The organism is Chloroflexota bacterium (assembly GCA_009840625.1).
Lineage (GTDB): Bacteria > Chloroflexota > UBA11872 > UBA11872 > VXNJ01 > VXNJ01.
Genome location: VXNJ01000001.1, coordinates 740,581 through 761,959, shown reverse-complemented (window position 1 = coordinate 761,959; position 21,379 = coordinate 740,581). Strand labels below are relative to the sequence as shown.

The following is a 21,379-nucleotide window of genomic DNA, read 5'->3' as shown; positions in this document are numbered from 1 at the left end:
CTCGGCTAGGGCTCGGATTCGGGCGCGAACCGCTCGACCGAGTTCTCGTAGATGATGCAGCGCAGGACCGCCAGGAAAGTCAGCAGCAGCATGTTGGCCAGATTGGCGACCACCAGGGCCACGACGCTCAAAATCCCGCTTTCGGAGGTAATCAGCGAGGTCAGGATCGCGGCGGCGACGGAAACGATCCAGTAGAGCACGATTTCGGATCCGGTCAGGCGCGCCAGGCGCAATGATTCGCGCAGCAGGTTGGGCACGCTGGCGCCGGTGTCTACCAGCAGCGGTACGAAATAGAACGAGACGAACAGATATCCGACCACGGCACCGGCTCCCAGCAGGGCTCCGATCACCGCCAGCGCGGGATTGACAAAGGCCAGGAAACCGACCACTGCGCCGATTGCCAGGGCCAACGCCAACCAGGACAGCGCGAACAGGAAGATTCCCGGCAGACATCCCTGGATCACCCGCCAACCCGCCCGCAGGTCGACCCCGAACTGGCGGTAGGCAGCAAGTCCGTTGAAGGTGACCCCGACCTCCAGCAGGAGTCCGATCAGGAACAGGACCGCGAATATCGCCGCCGTGGCCAGGAAGAAGTCGCCCAGTTCGGCAAAGTCGGTCGCCGCGTCGAACGCGGGCGTAGCGGGCAGCAGGAAGCGGCCGGCCAGGAAAGATGCGATCGTCCCTATGCCCAGCCAGACCGCCAGGATCGGGTTGTCGGAAAAAACCAGGTAGGCGACCCGCGCGAATGACCAAAACCCCCAGGGGATGGCGTCGGGGCGCCTAGACTCTAGGTCGTCGTCCACAAATGATCCGGATCGGGTTCGGCTGCAACCCGAAATTGTAGGAACGAGGGGCCGAATGACCGCCGCCAGCGCCATCAGATTGGCCGCGAAGGATAACGTCGCAACCATGGTCAGCGCGGCCGAGGACGGCCAGGCGGTGACCATCAATACGGGAACGGACCGGCTGCTGATCAACGCCGCCGAGAAGATTCCCTTTGGGTTCAAGATCGCGATCGCTGAGATTTCGGCCGGCGAACAGATCTACAAGTACGGCGCGTCGATTGGGCAGGCTACGGCCGATATCGCGGTCGGAACGCTCGTCCACGTACACAACCTGGCCGGATTGCGTGCCGGCGGGGACACCGGGAGAACCGGATGAGCGCGACATTCCTCGGCTACCCGCGGCCCGACGGCAGCGCCGGAACCCGCAACCACGTCCTGATCCTGCCCGGCGGCTGGGAATGCCAGCAGATCGTGAGCATGGTCGACGGCACGGTCACACCCACTTCGGCCGATCTGGGGGTCGCCCGGACGCGTTCCGATCGCGAGACCATCGCCCGCATGCACGTTGGTCTGGCGTTGAACCCGAACGTGTACGCGGTGGTGATCGTCACCGCCGGCGGCAAGATCAACGAGGGGATGCTCAACGGTTTGCATGCCGAGGAACCGTGCCGCGCGGCCGGCAAGCCGGTCGAAATCATCGACTGCGACGGATGGGATGCTATCGCCAAGGGCAGCCGGGCGGCGGCGCGCTTGGTCCACGACGCATCGGCCCAGCGCCGCCGGGAAGTTGATGCATCCAATCTGCAGGTGGGTGTCAAGTGCGGCGCCTCCGATCCGACCTCGGGTCTGGTCGGCAACCCCTCACTCGGACGGATGTTCGACCGCGTGGTCGACGCCGGCGGGACCGCGATTTTCTCCGAAACGACCGAGGTGATCGGGGCCGAGCACGAGCTTGCCGACCGCTGCGTCAATCCGCAGGTCCGGCGGCAATTCCTGGAGCTGATCGAGAACCACGAGGAAGTGGCGCGCGGCGTCGGCCAGGACATCCGCACGATAAATCCCGTTCCGGCCAATATCGCGGCCGGCATCAGCACGCTGGAAGAAAAGAGCCTGGGCGCGGTTCACAAGGGCGGCACCGCGCCGATCGTCGGCGTTCTCGAGTACGCGGAACGCCCCGCAGCGCCCGGACTCTACTTCATGGACAGCTCGGTTTCGCACGTGGTGGTCCTGCCCGGGATGGCCGGGGCCGGCTGCAACATCGTCTTTTTCCAGCTCGGCGGCGGTGGGTGGTCGCGCCGGACCCTGACCGGAGGGCAGGGGATAGTCGCGCCGCAGATGTGGGTGACCGGCAATCCAACGACCGCGGCCCGGGTTGCCGGCGTCGATTTCTCCTCCGGTCCGGTCATTTCCGACGGACGATCGATCGAAGAAATGGGCGACGAGCTCTTCGATCTGGTGCTTGAGGTGGCCTCGGGGCGGTTGGCCCGAACCGAGATGCTGCGGTTCTTCGATCCGGTCCAGTACTATCTGCCCGGACCCAGCTTTTAGGGGTTGCCCGGGCTGGCCCGATTCCGGTCCGAGAGTTCGCTCCAGGCTTCGGGGATATAGCGCGGCAGATCCGCCGCCAGCACCCCCGGCGCGCCCAGGACCGCGGCCGCCAGTTGTCCGCTGCGCGCGTGCAGGTATACGCCCAGGCGCGCCGCGTCCCAGGCCGCCAGGCCGCTCCCCAACAGAGCTGCGACCAGGCCGGTTAGCACGTCCCCGGTTCCGGCGCTGGCCAATCCCGGCGCTATCAGCGGACAGATGCAGTACTGGCCATCGGGACGGGCCACGATCGTGCCGGCGCCCTTGTGCACTACCACCGCGCCGCTGCGCGCGGCGGCGGACTGGGCCGACGACAGGCGGTCGGCCTGCACGCGATCGCGACCGACTCCCAGCAGGCGCGCCATTTCCCCGGGATGGGGCGTTAGGACCACCTCGCCAGCGGAGTTCGGGGCTGATTCACATCGCAGCGGAGAAATCAGGTTCAGCGCGTCTGCGTCCAGGACGATCGGTCGATCGGGTCCGTCCGGGCCCGTAAGCCAGTCGATGACCCGCTCCGGTCCGGCGCCGGTCCCCAGTCCCGGCCCGGCCGCGATAGCGGCCGCCCGGGTGGCGGCCGCCTTCAGTACCCCTATCGCATTCGGCCGCAGCTCGCCCGCCGTTTCCTCCAAGACCGTGTAGATGGGTCCCAGCAGGTGCGCCGACACCGTCGCCGCTACTGGTTCGATGGCCGCCAGCTCGACATAACCGGCGCCGCCGCGCAATGCCCCGCCGCAGACTAAGCCGGCGGCGCCACGGTAACGGGCCGAGCCGGCGACTGCCAGTACTCGCCCGAACGTCCCCTTGTGGGCGTCTACCGGGCGCCGGGGAAGGAGACCGGCGGCAACGTCGGCGTCCAGGGCGTGACCCGAACCCGGGTCTCCCAGGCCGATGTCGGTTGTAAGGATGCGGCCGGCGAAGGGCCGGGCCGGGAACTGCAACACGCCCAGCTTGCAGGGCCCGGCGCAAATCGTTAGGTCGGCCGCGAATGCTGCAGCGTCTGCGGCGCCGGTCTGGGCGTCAATCCCCGACGGCATGTCCAGCGCAACCTTGAGCGCCCCCGGAGCTCCTATCTCGCTGAGCATCTGGGCCACCGACCCGCGCAGCGGGGGAGCCGAACCGATCCCCAGCAGGGCATCGACTACCAGATCCGAATCCTCCGCTGATCGATTTGCGGAGCCCTCGGAGTGGTGGATCAATTCGATCGCCGGATTGCCGGCGGCGGCAGCAGCCGCGTCGTCCCGCGGACGCGAGCAGATGAGCCGCACGCGGCAGCCGGCCTCGGCCAGGCGCGCGGCGACTATGACCCCGTCGCCCCCGTTCGAGCCGGGCCCGACGAGCACCGTCGCGGACTTGCCGGTTAGTTCGTCAAACTGGCCGGCGATGACGGCGAACATCGCCGAGCCGGCCCGCAGCATCAGTTCATCGACTCCGGTGCCGGCATCGATCGCGGCATTCTCGGCGGACCTCATCTGGTCGACCGTGCAAACCCGGATCATGAACCTTCCCCCGTCGCCAGGCCGACCACCTGGGCAATTGCGAGCTCGTCGGTGTGACTCAGGCTCACCTCAAGGGTTGCGATGCCGAGTTCGCCGGCCCGGCGGGCCGCCGCCCCGTGCAGCCGCACCAGCGGCTTGCCGCGGCGGTCGTTGTAGATTTCCATCTCCCTGAAATAGATTCCCTTGAGCCCCGTGCCCAAAGCCTTTGAGATGGCTTCCTTGGCCGCGAAGCGAACCGCCAGTTCTGGTACCCGGCCGCGGCAATAGCCGACTTCGGCCGGGGTGAATACCTTGTCCAGGAACCGCTGCGGGTGCCGTTTCAGGACCGCCGCGATGCGCGCGATTTCGATCAGGTCGACGCCCGCCACCGGGCGCAGCAACGCTTCAGGCAAGTACCTGGAATCCCTGGAAGTTTCGTTCTGGCAGGGAGGTCGATTCGACTCCGGCCACAACCGCCAGCGGCGGGCCGTCGCGGAGGAATTCTTCCAGGCGGTCAAGGTCGCTTGCAGGCCCGCTGGCGATCACCTCAACCCTTCCGTCCGCAGTGTTTCGGACGTGCCCCGAAAGCCCCAGCTCGCCGGCCCGCCGCAAAACGAAGGCGCGATATCCCACTTGCTGGACCCTACCGAGCACCAGCAATCGACGGGTAGCCAACCCTGGCCCTCCTAGGGGTCGATCCCGAATGCGAGCTGGCCGGGGTCATCAACCCGCTTGGGGGCCGTCAGGCCCAGGTGTTCGAACGCCCGGCGGGTCGCTTGCCGCCCGCGCGGCGTGCGGGCAAGGTAACCGATCTGCAACAGATAGGGCTCGTGGTAGTCCTCGATGGTGGCAGGGTCCTCCGAAAGCGAAGCCGCGATCGTGTTGATCCCGACCGGTCCGCCGTCGTACTTGCGCACGATCGTGGCCAGGATCCGGCGGTCCATGTCGTCGAGCCCTTGGCGGTCTATGTCCAGCATCTCCAGGGCATCGTCGGCCAGCTCTGTCGTGATCGATCCGTCGCCTTTGACCTGGCAGTAGTCGCGGACGCGACGCAGCAGCCGGTTGCAGACTCGCGCCGTCCCGCGTGCGCGGGTGGCGATCATTTCGGCGGCCTCGGGCCGGATCTGGACCTCGAGTAGGCCCGCCGACCGATTGATGATCGCGGCGCATTCCGGGTCCGAATAGTAGTCCAATCGGTAGATTTCCCCGAAGCGGTCGCGCAACGGCGCCGACAACAACCCAAGCCGGGTGGTTGCTCCCACGAGGGTGAACGGCTCGATCGCGATCCGGTAGGTCCGCTGGGCAGCGCCTGAACCGCGTCCGGTCACCAGGTCGAGTTGGCGGTCCTCCATGGCCGGGTAGAGGATCTCCTCGACCACCTTGCTGAGGCGGTGAATCTCGTCGATGAACAAGACGTCGCCGGCGCGCAGGCTGTTCAGCAGCGCCGCCAGATCGCCGGGCCGCCCCCGGGCCGGCCCCGAGCTGATCCGGATGCTGGATCCGGTTTCGGAGGCGATGATGTGCGCCAGCGAAGTCTTGCCAAGTCCGGGTGGACCGGCCAGCAGCACGTGGTCGGTCGGCTCACCCCGTCCCAGCGCTGCTTCGATGAGGATCTTGAGGCGCGTCTTTACGCGCGACTGGCCGATGAATTCGTCGTCGGCCAGCGAACGCGGCCGCAGCGCCTGTTCGAACTGCTTGTCGGGCGTGCTCTGTTCCGGCGCCATGATCGATTCGGCCATATCGCCCTAATCCCGCTCCTTCTTGCCCGCTCCCACCCGTTCGAACCCGACCCGACGTCTCCTGCCGGCGGGAATTCTTGCGTCCGGAATCGAACGGCGGGAGCTTTTTACGATTCTTACCCCCAAGCGCCCGGCCGTCTAGGCCAGGGTTCCAAGCGCGGCGCTTATCTGCTGTTCGACGGACATGCCGGGCCGGGCGCCTGCCGCCAGAGCGTCGACCGCCACCGCGCGCGGATATCCAAGACCCTCCAGAACCGCCAGCGCCTCCTCGGTGTCGTCGGTCGTCCCGCCCGGTTGCAGGGCACCAAACTCGGCCTCCGAGAGCTTGCCTTTTAGGTCGACGACTATGCGCGAAGCGGCCCGGGCGCCGACACCGCTTACCGACCGGAGGGTCTTCTCATCCTCGCCGTTGACTGCGACCGCGATCCGTCGCGGCGAAAGTTCGGAGACGATCCGCTGGGCCAGTTTGGGCCCGATCCGCGGCACGGTCAGCAACAGGGCGAACACTTTTAGCTCGGCGCTGTCGTCAAACCCGAAAAGCTCCGGGCCGGAGTCGCCGGCATGCAGGTGGGTCGGAAAGTCGACGAAGTCGTCGACCTGGACCCGGTTCAGCAGACTCTGGCTGACCGAAACGCGCAGGACGACGCCGATGCCTTCGGGTTGCAACTCGACCAGCGCCCGTTCCGGGTCGGCGGCGCAGATCGTGCCGCGGATGCGGGCGATCACGCTATTCGGCGGCCGAGCCCGCGCTCAATGTCGCGGTTATGGATGTGGCAGATAGCGGCCGCTGCCGCGTCGGCGGCGTGATCGGGCGTTATCGGAGTCTTGCACTCAAGGATCCTGGTCAGCCAGTCCTGAACGTCTCGCTTCCCGGCGTTGCCCGAACCGGTCACCGCCGCTTTGATCTGGGTGGGCGTGTATTCGGCAACCCGCAACCCGTTCTGGTGGGCGGCCAGCATGATCACCCCGCAAGCGCAGAAGACCGACGCGGCATTGGTCACGTTCTTGACGAACACCTGCCGTTCGATCGCCAGATCGGTCACCGGGTGGCTGGCGAGGATCTGGCGCAGACCCTTATCGATCGCTTCGAGTCGTTCGCCCAGGCTGCTGCGCCGTGGTGAATGGATCACTCCCCACTCCACTAGGTTCGGCTGCGCGTCGCCGCTGACGAGCGCCCAGCCGAGGTTGGCGGTCCCCGGATCGATGCCCAGGGTCAGGTCATCAGCCGGCGGCGAAATCAGCTACCAGCTCGTCGGAGAGCTCGAGGTTTGATTCGACCTGGCGCACGTCGTCAAGTTCTTCCAGGGCATCGATCAGCTTTAGCAGGGCGGTGGAATCTCGGTCCGAGGCCGCGACCGGATTGGTGGCGACCCGGATCAGTTCGGACTGCTTGACTTCGAGTCCGCCCGCGACCAGCGAACGCCGCACCGAATCCAGATCGGAGGGACCGGTCAGGATCGATATTTGGCCATCGGCCGCTTCAACGTCATCGGCGCCGGCCTCGACCGCCGCCTCGAAGACATCGTCGAAGTCCCGGCCGGCCGCCTCGACCAGAATCTGCCCCTGGTTTTCAAACAGCCACGCCACTGACGCGGTGTCGGCCATCCGGCCGCCGGCGCCCTCCAGCGTATTGCGGATTTGGGCCACGGAGCGGTTGCGGTTGTCGGTGATCACGTCGATCAACAGGGCGATGCCGCCGGAGGCGTAACCGGCGTACGTAATCTCCTCCATGTTGGCCGCGTCGCCCCCTCCGGCACCGCGTGCGATCGCTCGCTCTATGTTGGCGTTGGGCATGTTCACGGCCCTGGCCCGCTGCACCACCATCGCCAGGCGGTTGTTGTTTTCGATCACCTCGCCGCCGCTGCGCGCGGCGACCATGATCTCGCGCGCCAGCTTGGAGAAAATCTGGCCGCGCTTGGCGTCATTGGCGCCCTTTTTGCGCTTGATCGTCGACCATTTGGAGTGTCCTGACATGGCGGCGATCAACTCCCGGAAGACTCAATGACATGCGGTTACCCGTCAAGTCTATTGGTGCGTCAGGTTGCCACAATTGGTGGGGTAATCGCGCCAATTTCAGACGGGTGACCTGCGTGGACGATTCGGTGCAACCGCTATTGATCATCGTGCCGGCCGGCGGCTTGCTCGTGTTCACGTTCGTCACCCTGGCCAATCCGTTTGCGGCCCGTGCCCGCGGCGTCCAGGTCTTCTACATCCGCCTGGGATTCATGCAGCGCGTTCTCGTGCTGCGCTGGCACGTACTCGGGATCCTGGCGATCAACAGCGTGGCGGCATTGCCGGGCCTGGATGCGCTCAATTCCAGCCAATACGGTCTCTATTCGTTCCTGATCCTGCTGGGAACGGTGGTGATGATCATGCTTCCGATGCGCTATCACTTCTTCGAGGAGGGGGTAGCGGTCGGGTCCGGCGGCCTGCGCGAGTGGGGCGAATTCTCCTCCTACCACTACACCGCCGCCGGGGCCCGGCTGAACCCGTCCGGAAGCGGCCGCGGCCTGATGCTGTACCTGACCGACGTCCAGCGCCGTGCGCTGCATCCGACCCTGGAGCGATACCTGGGCGGCCAGCGGGGGCGTACCGGAGCCCGCCCGCGCGGCGAGCGCTAGTCTTCCGGCCCCGCCGATTCCCCGCGGCGCGTTTCGATCGCGCCGCAGATTTGGTCGCGCAAGACCCGCATGTCCTCGACCGCGGCGGCGGACACTTGCAGCGGGTCGTAGCGTGCCCTATTGAACGCGTCCGCCGCCGCGGCCACCGGTTCGGGTTCGATCCCCAACTGATCGATCAGCCGCTGCCCGAATTCCCGCGCCGTCAGGCTTGGCGGCCGGAACACCTGCACCCGCTCGGCGGCGGCGATGACTTCGGCGAACGCTTCCCAGAGCCGGTCAAGGTTGGTCGCCGGCAGCGGCGCGGCGCTGGGGACGTTCCGCGACTGGGCCGCCGCAATCTTTTCGGCCACTACCTTCGCGCCGGCCTTACCAAGCGCATAGGGCGCGACCGCCAGCGAACGCAGCAGGGACCACAGGAAACCCAGCAGCATTTGGAAGAAATCCATGTAGCGGGACCCGCGGCCGGGCCGACCGGTGGCAAACGCGCGACGATAGATGAAATAAAGCGCGACGGTCAGCAGGGTAAACACGAAAAGTCCCTGCATGTAGGTGTACGTGATCGAATCGACGGTCTGGCCGAACATCTGCACCTCGCCGCGCGCGGTGTCGGTGACCAGGGCATCGTCGATTTGTCCGAATATCAGCGATGCCAGGAAACTTAGCACGGCCATCACCAGGAATACCGGGAGGGTGACGATCTGCCAGGCGATCACCACGCCCTTGAGCAGGTAACCGCCGAAATATTCCATGTTGGGAATGAAGAACGCCGGCAGCAAGCTGGCGACCAGCAGGCCGAGGCCGATTACCAACGCGCTCGTCCGCAGCCAAACCGGGGCGACCGCGTCCGACACGTGGGTGCCGGCCTCGCTCCAGCCGGCCCTGTTGCGGGCGTAATTGGCAAAGCTCAGAGTCGCGAACATGAATAGGAAATAGGCGAATACAACCGGGAGCTGCACGGCCCGTTGTATGACCGCCGCACCCTCGCCGCGCAGCGCGGTCGGCAGAAGAATCAATATGGCGGCAATCGTCGCGACCAGGATCGCCCCGATCAGCGCTCCGACGCGTATTCGTTCGACCGCCTGGTTACGTGGAATGACGAGCGCGCGCATCGCCTGCCAGGTGTAGAAATCGGCGGTATCGCGCGGCGGCGGGCTCTTGTCTTCCACGTAGCAGAGTGAATTGACCGAATCGGCCATGGCCGCGGCGGTGAACCATGCCGCCGAGAGGGCGCCGAAGAGCACCAGCGACTCGAGCGAAAAGAGGATGTCCCGCAATCCGGCGAACAATGGATCGAATCCGGCGCCGGGATCCAGGCCCACGAATGCGCCGGTCAGGATCCGAATTACCGCCATCGCCGGCAGAGTGAAACCCATCCAGTCCCGCCAGGTGACCGGCGCTCGCACGTCGCGGTCGGCAATGGCGGTCATGTGCAGGCGCAGGCCAAAAATAGCCACCGTCGTAATGGCGGTGGTGAAAGCGAAAACCGGTTCGCTGGTGAACTGCCAACTCAAGAACGCGAAGTTGATCATGAAGGTGGCGACTAGGGCCACCAGCAGCGCGCTTAGGGCGTAACGTTCAAGAAGCCGGCCGGAGCCGGCGGCCCCAATTTGCATAGTCCTCCCGGTCGGTGGCCACAAACGCGTTGATTGCGACGCTGCTGGCCTTGGCCTGGGCCGCAGCGGCGTGTTCGGGGTCGGAATAGATGACCATCACCTTGTGACCCTGGCGCTGCATGCGCTTAAGCATCGGCAAATGGTTGGTTCGGCCCCCGGCAAACATGACTATCGTGGAGCCGAAACTCAGCCGCGCCAGGTGGTTGCGGACTTGGGCTGAAAAATCAGCGCGCGGCAGCATCGCCGACCTCGCCAGCATCTCCAGGATTCCCATCAGGTGGCGCCGTCCGCGCCCGATGGGGACGCTGGGGTTGCGCAACTGGCGGGTGCGCATGGCCAGCTGGGCGGCCGGTCTTGAGATCTCTTCGTTCCGGTCTAGTCCGTTTACGATCAGGCCGACCGCCTGGCGGCGCTCGATCAGATTGTTGGCAAACGACGCCGCCCCGGTAATCGAAAGCTCGCTGGCGTACGGCGCCCAACCGCTGGAATACTCGTTCGGATTTAGGTCCACGACAATAAGGACCTCATGGCTGACGGCGGGTTGCAGCTGCCGGACAAGGAGTTGCCCGCGCGCCGCCGACGCCTTCCAGTTGATCAGCCTCGGGCTGTCGGAGGGTGTGTACTCGCGTACCCCCGCCACCCGGCTCGGGTCTTCGTAAATGCGCACCGCCGACCGTTCGGTCCCCATTGGCGTCGTCGACGGCAGGCCCAGATCGGGAATCGGGATGATTCGCGGGTAAACGTACTTGCGTTCGCCTTCGCGGATTCTGGCTTCGCGGCGGTGGATTCCGAACACGTCGCCGTAGGAGATTTCCAGCGGACCGAGCAGATAGACGCCGCGCTGCCCGCCGGTGATTTCGTAGCGGTAGCGCCGTTCCGCCCGCGGCGGCAGCGCCACGGCCAGGTTCAAGGCGTCGCGGTGCCCCAGTTCCACCGGGATCTGCTCGTTCAGGTTCAGCCATGGGACCGGCAGCCAGTTGCGGTTTTCGACCACCAGTTCGACGGTTGAGCTCTCTCCCAGGAATGAACGCTTCTGGAATTCGCGTCGAACCCGCAGACCGGGCCCGGCCAGCCGAATCCAGGCCAGATTGGCCAGGTACAGGCCGATGAAAAGGTAGGCCAGCAGGAAGAAATCCGACAGCCGCGAGGCCAGGGCCACGACCGCGAGGGCCAGGGCCACGAAGACCGCGGTGATCACGAGGCGGCGGCCGGCGCCAGTTCGACTTCCGCGGTCCCCAGGACCTGGTCGACTACCTGGGCCGGGGTGACCCCGCGCACGACCGAATCCGGTTCGAGCAACAGTCGGTGAGTGAGGATGAACGGCGCGATTTCCTTGACGTCGTCCGGGGTAGCGAAGTTCTCGCCGGAGAGGACCGCCTTGGCCTGGGCGGCCTGGAACAGGGCCAGCGCAGCGCGGGTGCTGGCGCCGATCGATACCGCCGGGTGGGCGCGCACCATGTTGATTAGCCCGACGAGGTAGTCGGCCACCGAATCCTCGACATGGACCTGACCCACCTGGTCCTGAAGTGATTTGAGCTCGTCCAGCTCGGCGACCGCCGACAGCGATTCGATCGGGTGGCCGGAGCGCTGGCTGTAGAGGATCGAAACCTCTTCGGAAGGCTGCGGATAGCCGAGCGCGGTGCGCATGAAGAAACGGTCCAGCTGGGCTTCGGGGAGGGGGAACGTCCCCTCGAACTCGACCGGATTCTGGGTGGCCAGCACCATGAACGGGTCGGGCAGTGGTCGGGTCTGGCCCTCGATCGAAATCTGTCGCTCGCCCATGCACTCGAGCATCGCCGCCTGGGTTCGCGGCGTTGCCCGGTTGATTTCATCGGCCAGCAGGACGTTGGTAAACACTGGACCGGGCCGATAGTCGAACCGCAGGTTCGCCGAGTCAAACACCGCCACTCCGGTGATGTCGTTGGGCAGCAGGTCCGGGGTGAATTGGATGCGGGCGAAGTTCCCGCCGAGCGATACCGCCAGCGCGCGCGCAAACATCGTCTTGCCGGTCCCGGGAACGTCCTCCAGCAGGACGTGGCCGCGGCAGAGCAGCGCGATCAGCACGCGCTCGATTTCTGCGCGCTTGCCGATCACCACCTTGGAAACGTTGTCGGTGACGCGTTCAGCGAAAAGCTGAAAATGTTGCGGATTCAATGTTGCACTCTCGTGTGCGGGAAACCCCAATGGTTGGGGGTCGAACTGCGCGCGATGCCTGAGCGATGCCAGCCGAAGATTCACAGACCAATCGACCTGTCCAGCAAATGCGCGAATGCGATCTGCTGATCGTAGGCACTGGCCTGGCCGGGTTGGTGGCGGCGCTGGCCTCGGCACCCCACCTGCGTGTCTTGATTATCACCAAGGCCACGATTGACGAATCCAACACTTATTACGCCCAGGGGGGAATCGCGGCCGCGCTCGGCACCGACGATTCGCCCGACCGACACTTCCAGGACACGATCAGCGTCGGGGCCGCAATCTCAAATCGCTCTGCGGTCCGCGCCCTGGTCAACAGCGCTCGTGACGCCATAACCGAGCTAATCGCGCACGGAGTCTCTTTCGATACCCACGGCGACCAGCTGGCGCGAGGCTTGGAAGCGGCCCATTCGGTGCCGCGCATCCTGCATTCCGGCGGCGCCGCCACCGGGCTCGCCATCCAGACCGCGCTATCGGCGGCCGCGCGTTCCAGCGCTATCGAGATCATCGAAAACGCCCAGATGCTGGATCTGCTGGTCGAAGGCGGGCGCTGCCGCGGCGCGCGCGTGCTGGCTACCGAAAGCGGCGAGCAATTCGAATGCCGGGCGCCGGTAACGGTGCTGGCCACCGGCGGCGCCGGCCGGTTGTACGCGCGGACCTCGAACCCATCGATCGCCACCGGCGACGGAATCGCGGCCGCGCTCCGCGCCGGCGCGGTCGTAACCAATCTCGAATTCATGCAGTTCCATCCGACCGCGCTCGACATGCCGGGCCGTCCGGCGCACCTCCTCTCGGAGGCCCTTCGCGGATCCGGGGCCACGGTCGTCGACCGCTCCGGACGGAGATTCCTGGCCGGCGCCGACGAGCGGGCCGAACTGGCTCCCCGCGACGTGGTGGCGCGCGCGATTGCCCGCCGATTGCTGCAAACAGGTCCCGGCGGCGTCCTCCTCGACGCCCGCGGAATTTCCGGCGGACCGCCGTCGGTTCAGTTCGCGGCGCTGTGGCGGACGCTAGACGAATTCGGGCTCGACATGGACCGGGAGCCGGTCCCGGTGTCGCCGGTCGCCCACTATCTGATTGGGGGGATACGTACCGACGACTTTGGTCGCAGCAGTCTGCCCGGTCTCTACGCGGCCGGCGAAACCGCCTCGACCGGCGCCCACGGCGCGAACCGCCTTGCGTCGAATTCGCTGCTTGAGGCGGTGGTGTTCGCCCGTCGCGTTGCCGAACTGGTGACCAGCGACGCCGACTGGCGGGGCTGGGAGTTCACACCGGCCCGGCCGATCGCGGTCGATGCCCGCCCGATGGACTTTGAGCGTCCCCGCTTGCAGGAGGTGATGTGGCGTGATGTCGGGATATTCCGGAGCGGCGACGGCCTGGCCAGGGCCTCGGCCGAATTGGCCCGCATGGCCGCCCGCCCGGCGGCAACGGACCGGGCCGACCAGGAATCGGCCAACCTTGCCGTTGTCGGCATGATGTCCGCCCGCGCCGCCCTGGACCGCACCGAGAGCCGCGGAACCCACTTCCGCAGCGACCACCCGGGTACCGACCCGGGACAGGCGGTCGCCAACTCCTACCGCCTTGCCCGGAAGGCCGGGTGACCGTGCCGGACGCAGCTGCTCATGTCCGCGCCTGCGGGCTGGACCCGGGCCCGGTCATTTCATTCCTTGAACTCGTCCTGGCCGAGGACATAGGCTCCGGCGACGTGACTTCGGCAGCGGTGTTCCGGCGCGACCAGAGGGACTCCTTCAAGGTCCGCGCCAAGCGCGGCGGGGTTCTGGCCGGCGCGCCGTTGGCGGCGGCACTGCTGCTGACCCACGACCCGGATCTCGAGATTGGGCTGCCGACTCCCGAGGGATCGCGACTGCGGACCGGCGATGTCCTGCTCGAGGTCTCAGGTTCGGTTCGTTCGATCCTCGAAGGCGAGCGGGTGGCATTGAATCTGCTGGGACGGCTAAGTGGCATCGCGACGCTGACGTCGCGGTTCGTTGCGGCGATCGCGGGCAGCAATGCCAAGTTGCTCGACACCCGCAAGACAGGGTTGGGCACCCGCTACCTGGACAAGTACGCGGTCCGTTGCGGCGGCGGGCACAATCACCGCATCGGACTTTTCGACGCGGTGCTGGTGAAGGACAACCACATCGCCGCCGCCGGTTCGATCAGGGCCGCGGTCGATGCCCTGGCGCGAACCGGCTGGTCGCCCGGCCAGATCGAGATCGAATGCGATACACCGACTCAGGTCCGGGAATGTCTCGAATGCGGCGTCGGCATGGTACTGCTCGACAACATGACCCCCGATCGCCTGGCGGAGATGGTGGATTTGGTCGCTGGCCGCTGCGAACTCGAAGCATCCGGCGGGGTGACCCTGGAAAACGTCGCCGCGGTTGCCGCCAGCGGCGTCGATTACGTCTCGGTCGGCGCGATAACCCATTCGGCGCCGGCACTGGACGTCAGCCTGGGCACCGGCGACTGACGGCCACGGCGTTCGCTGCCATGTATCAGGGAGCCCGCCCGCCGCGTTCGGCGGCCAGCAGCTTGTGCTTGAGGGCCGGCCCGAGGCGGTAATTGCCGGTGCCGCCGCCGGCCGGCAGCACCCGGTGGCAGGGGACGAGCACCGGAACCGGGTTAGCCCCGACCGCAGATCCCACCGCGCGGGCGCTAGTACGGGTCCTTCCAATCCGGTCCGCCAAGCCCCCGTAAGTTACCGTTTCGCCCGATTCGATCTTGGCGAGGGCGCGCCACACTTCGCGTTGAAACTCGGTGCCTGCCAAATCCAGCTTTACTGGCTCGTCCCGACTCCCGCGCAGCCGGGACTCGAGCGCTGCAAGCCCGCGGCGCGCGTTGGCGGGACTCGGAATCCGACTCGCGAGGGCCATTTCGACGCTGCTCACGGCCGCACGCTTGTCATCGGCCCCGATGACCGCGCCACATACCCCGGCGGTGCTGGCCGAGACCGCGCACCAACCCCAATCGCGCACCCGGACAGCGGCCACGCCGGCTGAGTCAATCGTTGACGCAACGTCGGCGGCCGGTCGCCGCGCAGCAGCGTTTGTCGCGGTCAGGCTGCCGATGCTCCCGGGACGGCCACCGTATCGAGGATTTCGGCGACGGTGGTGCGGGTGTCGAGGTTGCGGATCCGCGCTGCCGGTGACGTGATTAGGCGATGTGCCAGAACCGGCTCGGCCAGGTACTTGACATCGTCGGGGACCACGTAGTCGCGGCCGCGCAATTCAGCCAGGGCCTGCGCTCCGCGGAACAGGGCCAGGGCCGCCCGCGTGCTTCCGCCCAGATAAAGGTCGGGGTGCGAGCGAGTGTTTCGGACCACGTCGACCAGGTACTCCCGAACCCGCGCGTCCACGTAGACGTTGCGGACTGCGGCCTGAGCAGCTTCGAGTTCGGCGGCGCTGATCACCTGTCCGACCTCGTCGATCGGATGGGAATGGAGCTGCGAGTCGATTATTGCGAGCTCGGCTTCGCGGTCGGCGTATCCAAGGGTGATTCGCATGAAGAACCGATCCAGCTGCGATTCCGGCAACGGGAACGTGCCTTCGTATTCGATCGGGTTTTCGGTGGCCATTACCAGGAACGGACTCGGAAGCGGGTAGGAGGCCCCGTCCACCGTGACTTGCCGTTCGTCCATGGCTTCGAGCAGCGCGGATTGGGTCTTGGGCGTGGCGCGATTGACCTCGTCGGCCAGCACTATTTGCGCTTGGATGGGGCCGGCCCGGAACTCGAATTCCTGGGTCTTTTGGTTGTAAATCGACACCCCGGCGATATCCGAGGGCAGCATGTCGGGTGTGAATTGAATTCGGGAAAAAGTGCTGCCGATCGATTGCGCGAATGCTTTGGCCAGCGTCGTCTTCCCGACCCCCGGAACGTCCTCGATAAGGACGTGACCCTGGCTGATCAGGGCCACCAGGACGAGTTCGACCTCGGCTCGCTTGCCGAGGATGACCCGCTCAACGTTTTCGATCACGCGGCGGGCAAGGTCAGTTTGGGACGCCATGCTATCCAGTTGTCAGGGAATCGCGCCGGGCGATTTTATTGGTTGCGGGCCGCCCAGGGCGCGCAGCACGATCCGGAACGGGCGGCTATCTGGCCCGGATCATGATCGCCGGGTGATTGAAAGCCTCGATCCGCCATTCGGATTGCCCGTTTGATACGTCGCTTAGGTATTCAAAGGCCCGTCGATTAAGTAATATAAAAGCCGTCGTTATGGTACTATTTTGGGAGCGCAAGCTGGCTCCCAATCGCCAACGAAATGTACTTACCGCGAATAGTAGACGGCGAGCTCGACACCCTTTGCGCCGAACTACCGGCTATTGCTATCGAGGGCGCGCGCGCCGTCGGCAAGACCGAATCCGCACTGCGGCGCTCCCGAACCGTACACCGGCTGGACGACCCCGCGCAATTTGACGTTTTGTCGGCCGATCCGACGCGACTGGCTGCCGGTGCCCCTCCGATCTTGATCGACGAGTGGCAGCGGCTTCCGGTTTCCTGGGACATCGTGCGCCGCGCGGTTGACGCCGATCCTTTTTCGCCCAAGTTCTTGTTGACCGGATCGGCGACTCCCGCCAAGGCGCCTACCCACACCGGGGCGGGCAGGATAGTGACGGTGCGGATGCGACCGTTGTCACTCGCCGAACGGGGTTTGTGCACCCCTACCATCCGGTTGGGCGATCTTCTGAGCGGACGCGAATCGCCAATCGGCGGCACCTCTCGACTTCGGCTAGCAGATTACGCGGAGCAAATCACCGCCTCGGGATTCCCGGCCATTCGCGGGCGGTCCGGCCGCGCGGCGCGCGCATACCTGGACGGGTATCTGGAACGAATTACCGATCACCATGTCCACGAGCAAGGCCGCACAATCAGGGACCGGGAACTCCTTCGCCGGTGGATGGCCGCCTATGCGGCCGCAACGTCAACCACCGCCGCGTTCGAGCGGATCCGCGACGCGGCGTCACCGGGCGAAATCGCAAAGCCGACCAAAGCGACCACCCAGGTGTACCGGGCCGCGCTGGCGGGGATGTGGTTGATCGAACCGGTCCCGGCTTGGTCGCCGACGCGCAACCGGCTGCGGCGACTTGCGTCAGCTCCCGTTCACCAGATGGTCGACCCGGCGCTGGCGGCGCGCCTGCTGGATATAACGGCTGACGGGCTGCTCGCGGGTCGCGCCGGAATTCCCTCGGTTGCCCGCGAAGGCAGCCTGCTCGGCGCTCTTTTTCAATCGCTGGTGACGTTGTCAGTTCGGGTGTACGCGCAAGCTTGCGAGGCGAAAGTGTTTCACCTTCGGACGCATAGCGGGGAACACGAAGTCGACCTGATCGTGCAAGGCCTGGACGGCCGGTTGACAGCGATTGAAGTAAAGCTGTCCGCCAGCGTTACGGACCGCGATGTAAGGCACCTGCGTTGGCTCAAGGATCGGATTGGAGAAGAATTGACAAACGCAGTCGTGGTGACGACCGGACCGGAAGCTTACCGTCGGCGTGACGGGGTCTGCGTGATTCCGGCGGCACTGCTTACGGCCTGACCGGGACCACCGGTGTCGGCCCCGGCGGGCAAAGCGTGCGTCAGCCTCCTTGCCGATCCGCCCAATCCGCGATGACGTGCCGTAGCTGCGGGCCAGGCGACTCGGTCTAGATTTCCAGGTCGGGTTCAGGGGGAGGGGTTTTGGAGAGCACTTCGCGACAGTGCGCCCGGTAACGCGCGAAACGCGAACCCGGTTTGAATTCGGGTTCCGCCGCCTCCATGGCCTTGAGCGCTTCCTCGCCGTCGATCAGCAGGGTGCGGATCTTCAGCAGCGCATAAGCGGTTTCCGGGTGCTTCTGGCACAGGTAGGCGTAGAAAGACCCGGCGGTGCGCTCGAACCGCCCGACCGCAACCGCGTCGCGCGCAAACAGCTCGACCTGGCGCAGCGGTCTCCGCCAGCCCTTGCCCAGGCGGAAATCGATCTGGTCGAGCAGGTACCCGTATTCGCCAAGGATCATCCGGAGCCGGAAGGCCAATTCGTCCAAGGTGAGCTTGGCCACGTCGGTCGGTGCGATTTCGGCCGATCGCGCCAGGTCGTCCCAGTCGGCGTCGACCTCCGGGTAAAGGGCCGCAAATTCCTCGCGCAGGCGGTCGGTGATCGTCGGGTCGGCCCCGAGGTAGGCTAGGTGCCGCGGCGCGGCTTCCGGCTGTTCCGGATCGTCGGCGACTATCCAGGCGACGCGAACCATGCGCTCGCGCCCGTTGGGCAGAGTGCGCTGCTCCCGGTACCAGACCAGCCGCGCTTGCACCTGCTCTTGCCACGACCGCGGTTGCGGCCGGCTAGCGCCTCCGCGCTACTGAGCCGCGGTCGGGACCGGGCACCAGGATCACCGCGAACGACCCGTTGCTCTCGGACGAGATCGGGTTCTCCACGTGGCCGATGCCGTCGAGCCGAGTGACCACCTTGTTGAGGAGTTCAGCCGCCAGTTCGGGATAGACGCGTTCGCGGCCGCGCATGCGCACGGTGGCCTTGACCTTTGATCCGTTGGCCAGGAACTTGGACATCAATTTCAGCTTGGTGTCGATGTCTTGATCGGAGGTGACCGGCCGGAAGCGAACCTCCTTTACGTCACCGGATCGCTGGTTCTTGCGGCTGTTCCGGTCCTTGCGCTCCTGCCGGTAGCGGTACTTGCCGTAATCGAGCAACTTGGCCACCGGCGGGACGGCGTTGGGTGCCACTTCGACCAGATCAAGCCCCTTCTGGCGCGCCAACGCGAGCGCGTTGACGGTGGGCATGACGCCCAGCTTCTCGTTCTGATCGTCGATCAACAGAACCTCGCGAGGGCTGATGCCATCGTTGGTGCGAAGTTCTTTCGTGCTCATGCTGTCGGGCCGCTCCTGGTGTTGAATGTGCTCCAATGATGGCGCACTTTATCTGTTACTCCATATTGGCGAAAATAGCAGACGATTGCCAACTAATACTCCCAAAAAGGCGATTGGCCGCGCGGTCGAGCCCCGTTCTGACCGGTCCGGCAACTGGCAAATTGAAGTCGGAGGCGACCGACTTGGCGCAATTGCAGCGGGTTAGCGCGTCTGCTCCAAGGGGGCGATGCCGAGACGCGATCGCGCCGTGAAGTCCCTGCAAGCCTCGCTGCGCGGCGGCATTCCCAGCAATTCGTCGACCAACGCCGTAAGCATCAATCCGCCATTGCGGCGTAGCCGATTCGGGTCGATGCATCTGCTGGTGGAGGGCGCCTCCTCAGAAGTCCGGCAACAGTTCGGCAATGCTCTGGTCTCCAGCTACTACCGGCAGACCGGCGATACGGTGGCGGCCAACATGACCCTGGCGATCCGCGCGGCACTGGCCGTCGCCGAAGACCGGGCCCGCTTCAGCGGCGACCGGCGCCTGGGCTTTACGGTCGCGGTGGCCGCCGAAGATTCCCTGCACTTGTTCCAACTGGCACCGACGCTTGCCTGCTTCTACCGCAACGAGGAAGTTCTCAAGCTGCCCGCCGGCGGACTTGACCCGGCCATTGGCCGACTGGACCGGGGCGTGGAGCACTACTCGACCGCATTCGAACCCGCCGACATATTGGTCCTGCTCAATTCGCATGCCGGCGGGTCGCTCACTCGCACTGAAATCTCGACGTTGTTGCGCGGCCGCAGCCCGTCCGCGACCGCCCAGCAGCTGGTGCTGTTGCTGACCCGGCGCGGGGTTCTGGATTGTGACGCTCTGGTTCTCCAGGATCCGACCCTAGCCGCGTTTCCCGGCACCGACGAAGGACCGTCGCGGATCGAGGTTCCCGTCTGGCGCCGGCCGCCGATCGCCGAGCGCAGCCCGGTCTCGGAGGGCTCTGAGGATCCGGTCGAGGCGCTGCTGCAGGACGAGGAGCGCGGCGCCCTGATCGATGCCCGCGCCGCCCGCCGGTCAGCGGTCCAGCCGAATGTCCGATTGCCGGGCACCGGCCCGAACCGGCTGGCCGGAAGCGGGGCCATCCGGACGGTCTGGTCGAAAGCGCGGCGAGTGCTTTTCGGCGAACCGGACCCGATCGCCATCGACGGATCATACGTCGAGGAAAGCCCGCACCCGAGCGAGCCGGGATCCCCGCCGCGACCGCTCGAGGGGGCCCAACCCGAGTCCCCGCGCCGCCGTTTCGGCGACCTGGGCGGTAACGGGGTATCGGCCTCGCGCCCGCAACCGCGCCGGGTCGGCCTGGGCGCCGCGATCCTGGTCGTCGCGGTCGCGCTGTTGCTGCTGGTGCTGGCGTTGATCGGTCTGCGACCGCCGGCGGCCGAAACCCCCGACCCGGGGCCTTTCGTCCCCTTAACCACCACGACCGCCGCGCCGGTGCAGACTGCGGCGGCCGCCCAGGCGTTCGGGCGGGCCCAGCAGATCCTGGGCGATGCGGTCGCCCAGAGTGATGACGGCCAGGCGCTGGTGCTGGCCCTGGAAGCCGAAAACCAGGCCCGGTTGGCGTTGGAGCTGGGAGCCGCCGCGCCGGACGTGGACGCGCTGCTGGCGCAGATCGAATCCGAGCAAGATCGCCGCAACCACGTCTATCGGGTGGCCACCAGCCGCGTCCTGGGCGAGTTCGGCGCCGATGTCGGGTTCGCGACCGGTAACCAGCTGGAGGTGGTCGAGGGGACCTACTACGTCCTCGACGCCACCGGGAATCGCCTGATCGAAATCTCCGAGGCGGGCCAGCCGCAGGCCACCCAGTTGGACGGCACGCCGCTTGCCGGGCTGCCCATCAGCGCGCTGGTGGACAGACCGCTGGGTCTGCAGGTCATTTCGCGCGACGGCGTGATTCTGAGCGTCGATGACGACGACAACCGCGCCAGCCTGATCCTGGTCGATCCGCCCGCCTGGGGCAATCTGGCCGACGCCGACAACTTCCAGAACAACCTGTACCGTCTGCAACCGGACGCCAACCAGATCTACAAGTACACGCCCACCACGCTGGGATACGAGCTGGCGCCGGTTCCGTTCCTGGAGCAGGAAGTCGACATCGGCGGTGCGGTGGACATGGCTATCGACGGCGACGTCTACCTGCTGCTCGGCGACAATCAGATCCAGCGCTATCGGGTCGGGCAGCAGGTCCTGTTCGATGTTTCCGACCTGGACAAACCCCTGACCGACCCGACATTGATATACACCGACCAACGACTTGAAAGTCTGTACGTCGTCGACGCGGCGTTCGCGCGCATCGTCGAACTGGACAAGCGCCCCGGCCGCGAAGGCGGGTTCATCCGCCAATTCCTGTACACCGGGTCGGACGACTTTTTCTCCGACGTGCGCGGTTTGTGGGTCGACGAGGCGGCCGGCACGATGGTGGTGCTGGGCGCGGATTCGCTGCGTGAATTCGTGCTTCCGGCGTTGCGCGCGGGCGACGGGTGATC

General features: G+C 66.1%; 22 protein-coding genes. 7 read left to right on the top strand and 15 right to left on the bottom strand.

Features of this window, described 5'->3' with window-relative positions; translation table 11 throughout:
* Window positions 1-5 precede the first annotated feature (5 nt).
* A complete protein-coding gene (locus F4X41_03420) occupies window positions 6-803 on the bottom strand; it encodes a hypothetical protein (GenBank protein ID MYB16074.1) in 798 nt (265 codons plus the stop codon).
* Between F4X41_03420 and F4X41_03415 the strand changes: the two genes are divergently transcribed.
* Entirely contained in the window at window positions 766-1,161 is a 396-nt protein-coding gene (locus tag F4X41_03415) for a UxaA family hydrolase (protein ID MYB16073.1), read from the top strand. The two genes, F4X41_03420 and F4X41_03415, sit on opposite strands and share 38 nt — an antisense overlap.
* Window positions 1,158-2,333: a UxaA family hydrolase gene (locus tag F4X41_03410; GenBank protein MYB16072.1), complete on the top strand. Its 1,176-nt coding sequence runs from the start codon at window positions 1,158-1,160 to the stop codon at window positions 2,331-2,333. The genes F4X41_03415 and F4X41_03410 overlap by 4 nt, the downstream gene beginning before the upstream one ends.
* Here the strand turns inward: F4X41_03410 and F4X41_03405 are convergent.
* The 7 genes from F4X41_03405 to F4X41_03375 all read right to left on the bottom strand — a co-directional run bounded on the left by F4X41_03405 (window position 2,330) and on the right by F4X41_03375 (window position 7,569).
* Window positions 2,330-3,865 carry an NAD(P)H-hydrate dehydratase gene (locus F4X41_03405; protein MYB16071.1) on the bottom strand — a complete coding sequence of 512 codons (1,536 nt, stop codon included), beginning with the start codon at window positions 3,863-3,865 and terminating at the stop codon, window positions 2,330-2,332. The genes F4X41_03410 and F4X41_03405 overlap by 4 nt on opposite strands.
* The gene (gene acpS, locus F4X41_03400; GenBank protein ID MYB16070.1) at window positions 3,862-4,233 is read right to left on the bottom strand and encodes a holo-[acyl-carrier-protein] synthase; all 372 of its coding nucleotides are present in this window, start codon (window positions 4,231-4,233) and stop codon (window positions 3,862-3,864) included. Before acpS ends, F4X41_03405 begins: the two co-directional genes overlap by 4 nt.
* Before the next feature lie 16 nt (window positions 4,234-4,249).
* Entirely contained in the window at window positions 4,250-4,519 is a 270-nt protein-coding gene (locus tag F4X41_03395) for an acylphosphatase (protein MYB16069.1), read from the bottom strand.
* A gap of 11 nt (window positions 4,520-4,530) precedes the next feature.
* Window positions 4,531-5,583, bottom strand: a complete 1,053-nt coding sequence (gene ruvB, locus F4X41_03390; protein MYB16068.1) for a Holliday junction branch migration DNA helicase RuvB — start codon at window positions 5,581-5,583, stop codon at window positions 4,531-4,533.
* 138 nt (window positions 5,584-5,721) lie between these two features.
* On the bottom strand, window positions 5,722-6,309 hold the full coding sequence (locus F4X41_03385) for a Holliday junction branch migration protein RuvA (GenBank protein ID MYB16067.1): 588 nt from the start codon (window positions 6,307-6,309) through the stop codon (window positions 5,722-5,724).
* A complete protein-coding gene (locus F4X41_03380) occupies window positions 6,306-6,824 on the bottom strand; it encodes a crossover junction endodeoxyribonuclease RuvC (GenBank protein ID MYB16066.1) in 519 nt (172 codons plus the stop codon). The genes F4X41_03385 and F4X41_03380 overlap by 4 nt, the downstream gene beginning before the upstream one ends.
* Entirely contained in the window at window positions 6,805-7,569 is a 765-nt protein-coding gene (locus F4X41_03375) for a YebC/PmpR family DNA-binding transcriptional regulator (protein ID MYB16065.1), read from the bottom strand. Before F4X41_03375 ends, F4X41_03380 begins: the two co-directional genes overlap by 20 nt.
* 104 nt (window positions 7,570-7,673) lie before the next feature.
* Between F4X41_03375 and F4X41_03370 the strand changes: the two genes are divergently transcribed.
* Window positions 7,674-8,204 carry a hypothetical protein gene (locus F4X41_03370; GenBank protein ID MYB16064.1) on the top strand — a complete coding sequence of 177 codons (531 nt, stop codon included), beginning with the start codon at window positions 7,674-7,676 and terminating at the stop codon, window positions 8,202-8,204.
* Here F4X41_03370 and F4X41_03365 read toward each other — a convergent pair.
* The 3 genes from F4X41_03365 to F4X41_03355 are packed head-to-tail and all read right to left on the bottom strand — an operon-like array spanning window position 8,201 to window position 11,971.
* A complete protein-coding gene (locus tag F4X41_03365; GenBank protein ID MYB16063.1) occupies window positions 8,201-9,817 on the bottom strand; it encodes a DUF4129 domain-containing protein in 1,617 nt (538 codons plus the stop codon). The genes F4X41_03370 and F4X41_03365 overlap by 4 nt on opposite strands.
* Entirely contained in the window at window positions 9,780-11,015 is a 1,236-nt protein-coding gene (locus F4X41_03360; GenBank protein ID MYB16062.1) for a DUF58 domain-containing protein, read from the bottom strand. Before F4X41_03360 ends, F4X41_03365 begins: the two co-directional genes overlap by 38 nt.
* A complete protein-coding gene (locus F4X41_03355) occupies window positions 11,012-11,971 on the bottom strand; it encodes a MoxR family ATPase (protein ID MYB16061.1) in 960 nt (319 codons plus the stop codon). The genes F4X41_03360 and F4X41_03355 overlap by 4 nt, the downstream gene beginning before the upstream one ends.
* A gap of 65 nt (window positions 11,972-12,036) precedes the next feature.
* Between F4X41_03355 and nadB the strand changes: the two genes are divergently transcribed.
* Together nadB and nadC are read left to right on the top strand one after the other, a co-directional pair.
* A complete protein-coding gene (nadB, locus tag F4X41_03350; GenBank protein ID MYB16060.1) occupies window positions 12,037-13,611 on the top strand; it encodes an L-aspartate oxidase in 1,575 nt (524 codons plus the stop codon).
* A gap of 38 nt (window positions 13,612-13,649) precedes the next feature.
* Window positions 13,650-14,483, top strand: a complete 834-nt coding sequence (nadC, locus tag F4X41_03345) for a carboxylating nicotinate-nucleotide diphosphorylase (protein MYB16059.1) — start codon at window positions 13,650-13,652, stop codon at window positions 14,481-14,483.
* 25 nt (window positions 14,484-14,508) lie between these two features.
* On the opposite strand, the gene F4X41_03340 is transcribed toward nadC, so the two are convergent.
* Both F4X41_03340 and F4X41_03335 read right to left on the bottom strand, forming a co-directional pair.
* Window positions 14,509-14,886 carry a methylated-DNA--[protein]-cysteine S-methyltransferase gene (locus F4X41_03340; protein MYB16058.1) on the bottom strand — a complete coding sequence of 126 codons (378 nt, stop codon included), beginning with the start codon at window positions 14,884-14,886 and terminating at the stop codon, window positions 14,509-14,511.
* Between the two features lie 182 nt (window positions 14,887-15,068).
* Entirely contained in the window at window positions 15,069-16,016 is a 948-nt protein-coding gene (locus F4X41_03335; protein ID MYB16057.1) for a MoxR family ATPase, read from the bottom strand.
* Window positions 16,017-16,271: 255 nt separating this feature from the next.
* On the opposite strand from F4X41_03335, the gene F4X41_03330 reads away from it, so the two are divergent.
* Window positions 16,272-17,540: an ATP-binding protein gene (locus F4X41_03330; protein MYB16056.1), complete on the top strand. Its 1,269-nt coding sequence runs from the start codon at window positions 16,272-16,274 to the stop codon at window positions 17,538-17,540.
* A gap of 106 nt (window positions 17,541-17,646) precedes the next feature.
* Here the strand turns inward: F4X41_03330 and F4X41_03325 are convergent, their stop codons facing one another.
* Together F4X41_03325 and F4X41_03320 are read right to left on the bottom strand one after the other, a co-directional pair.
* Window positions 17,647-18,288, bottom strand: a complete 642-nt coding sequence (locus tag F4X41_03325) for a hypothetical protein (protein MYB16055.1) — start codon at window positions 18,286-18,288, stop codon at window positions 17,647-17,649.
* Window positions 18,289-18,319: 31 nt separating this feature from the next.
* Window positions 18,320-18,862 (bottom strand): translation initiation factor IF-3, encoded by a 543-nt coding sequence (locus F4X41_03320; protein ID MYB16054.1) that lies wholly within the window; start codon window positions 18,860-18,862, stop codon window positions 18,320-18,322.
* Between the two features lie 247 nt (window positions 18,863-19,109).
* On the opposite strand from F4X41_03320, the gene F4X41_03315 reads away from it, so the two are divergent.
* On the top strand, window positions 19,110-21,377 hold the full coding sequence (locus tag F4X41_03315) for a hypothetical protein (GenBank protein MYB16053.1): 2,268 nt from the start codon (window positions 19,110-19,112) through the stop codon (window positions 21,375-21,377).
* The last annotated feature ends 2 nt before the right edge of the window (window positions 21,378-21,379 follow it).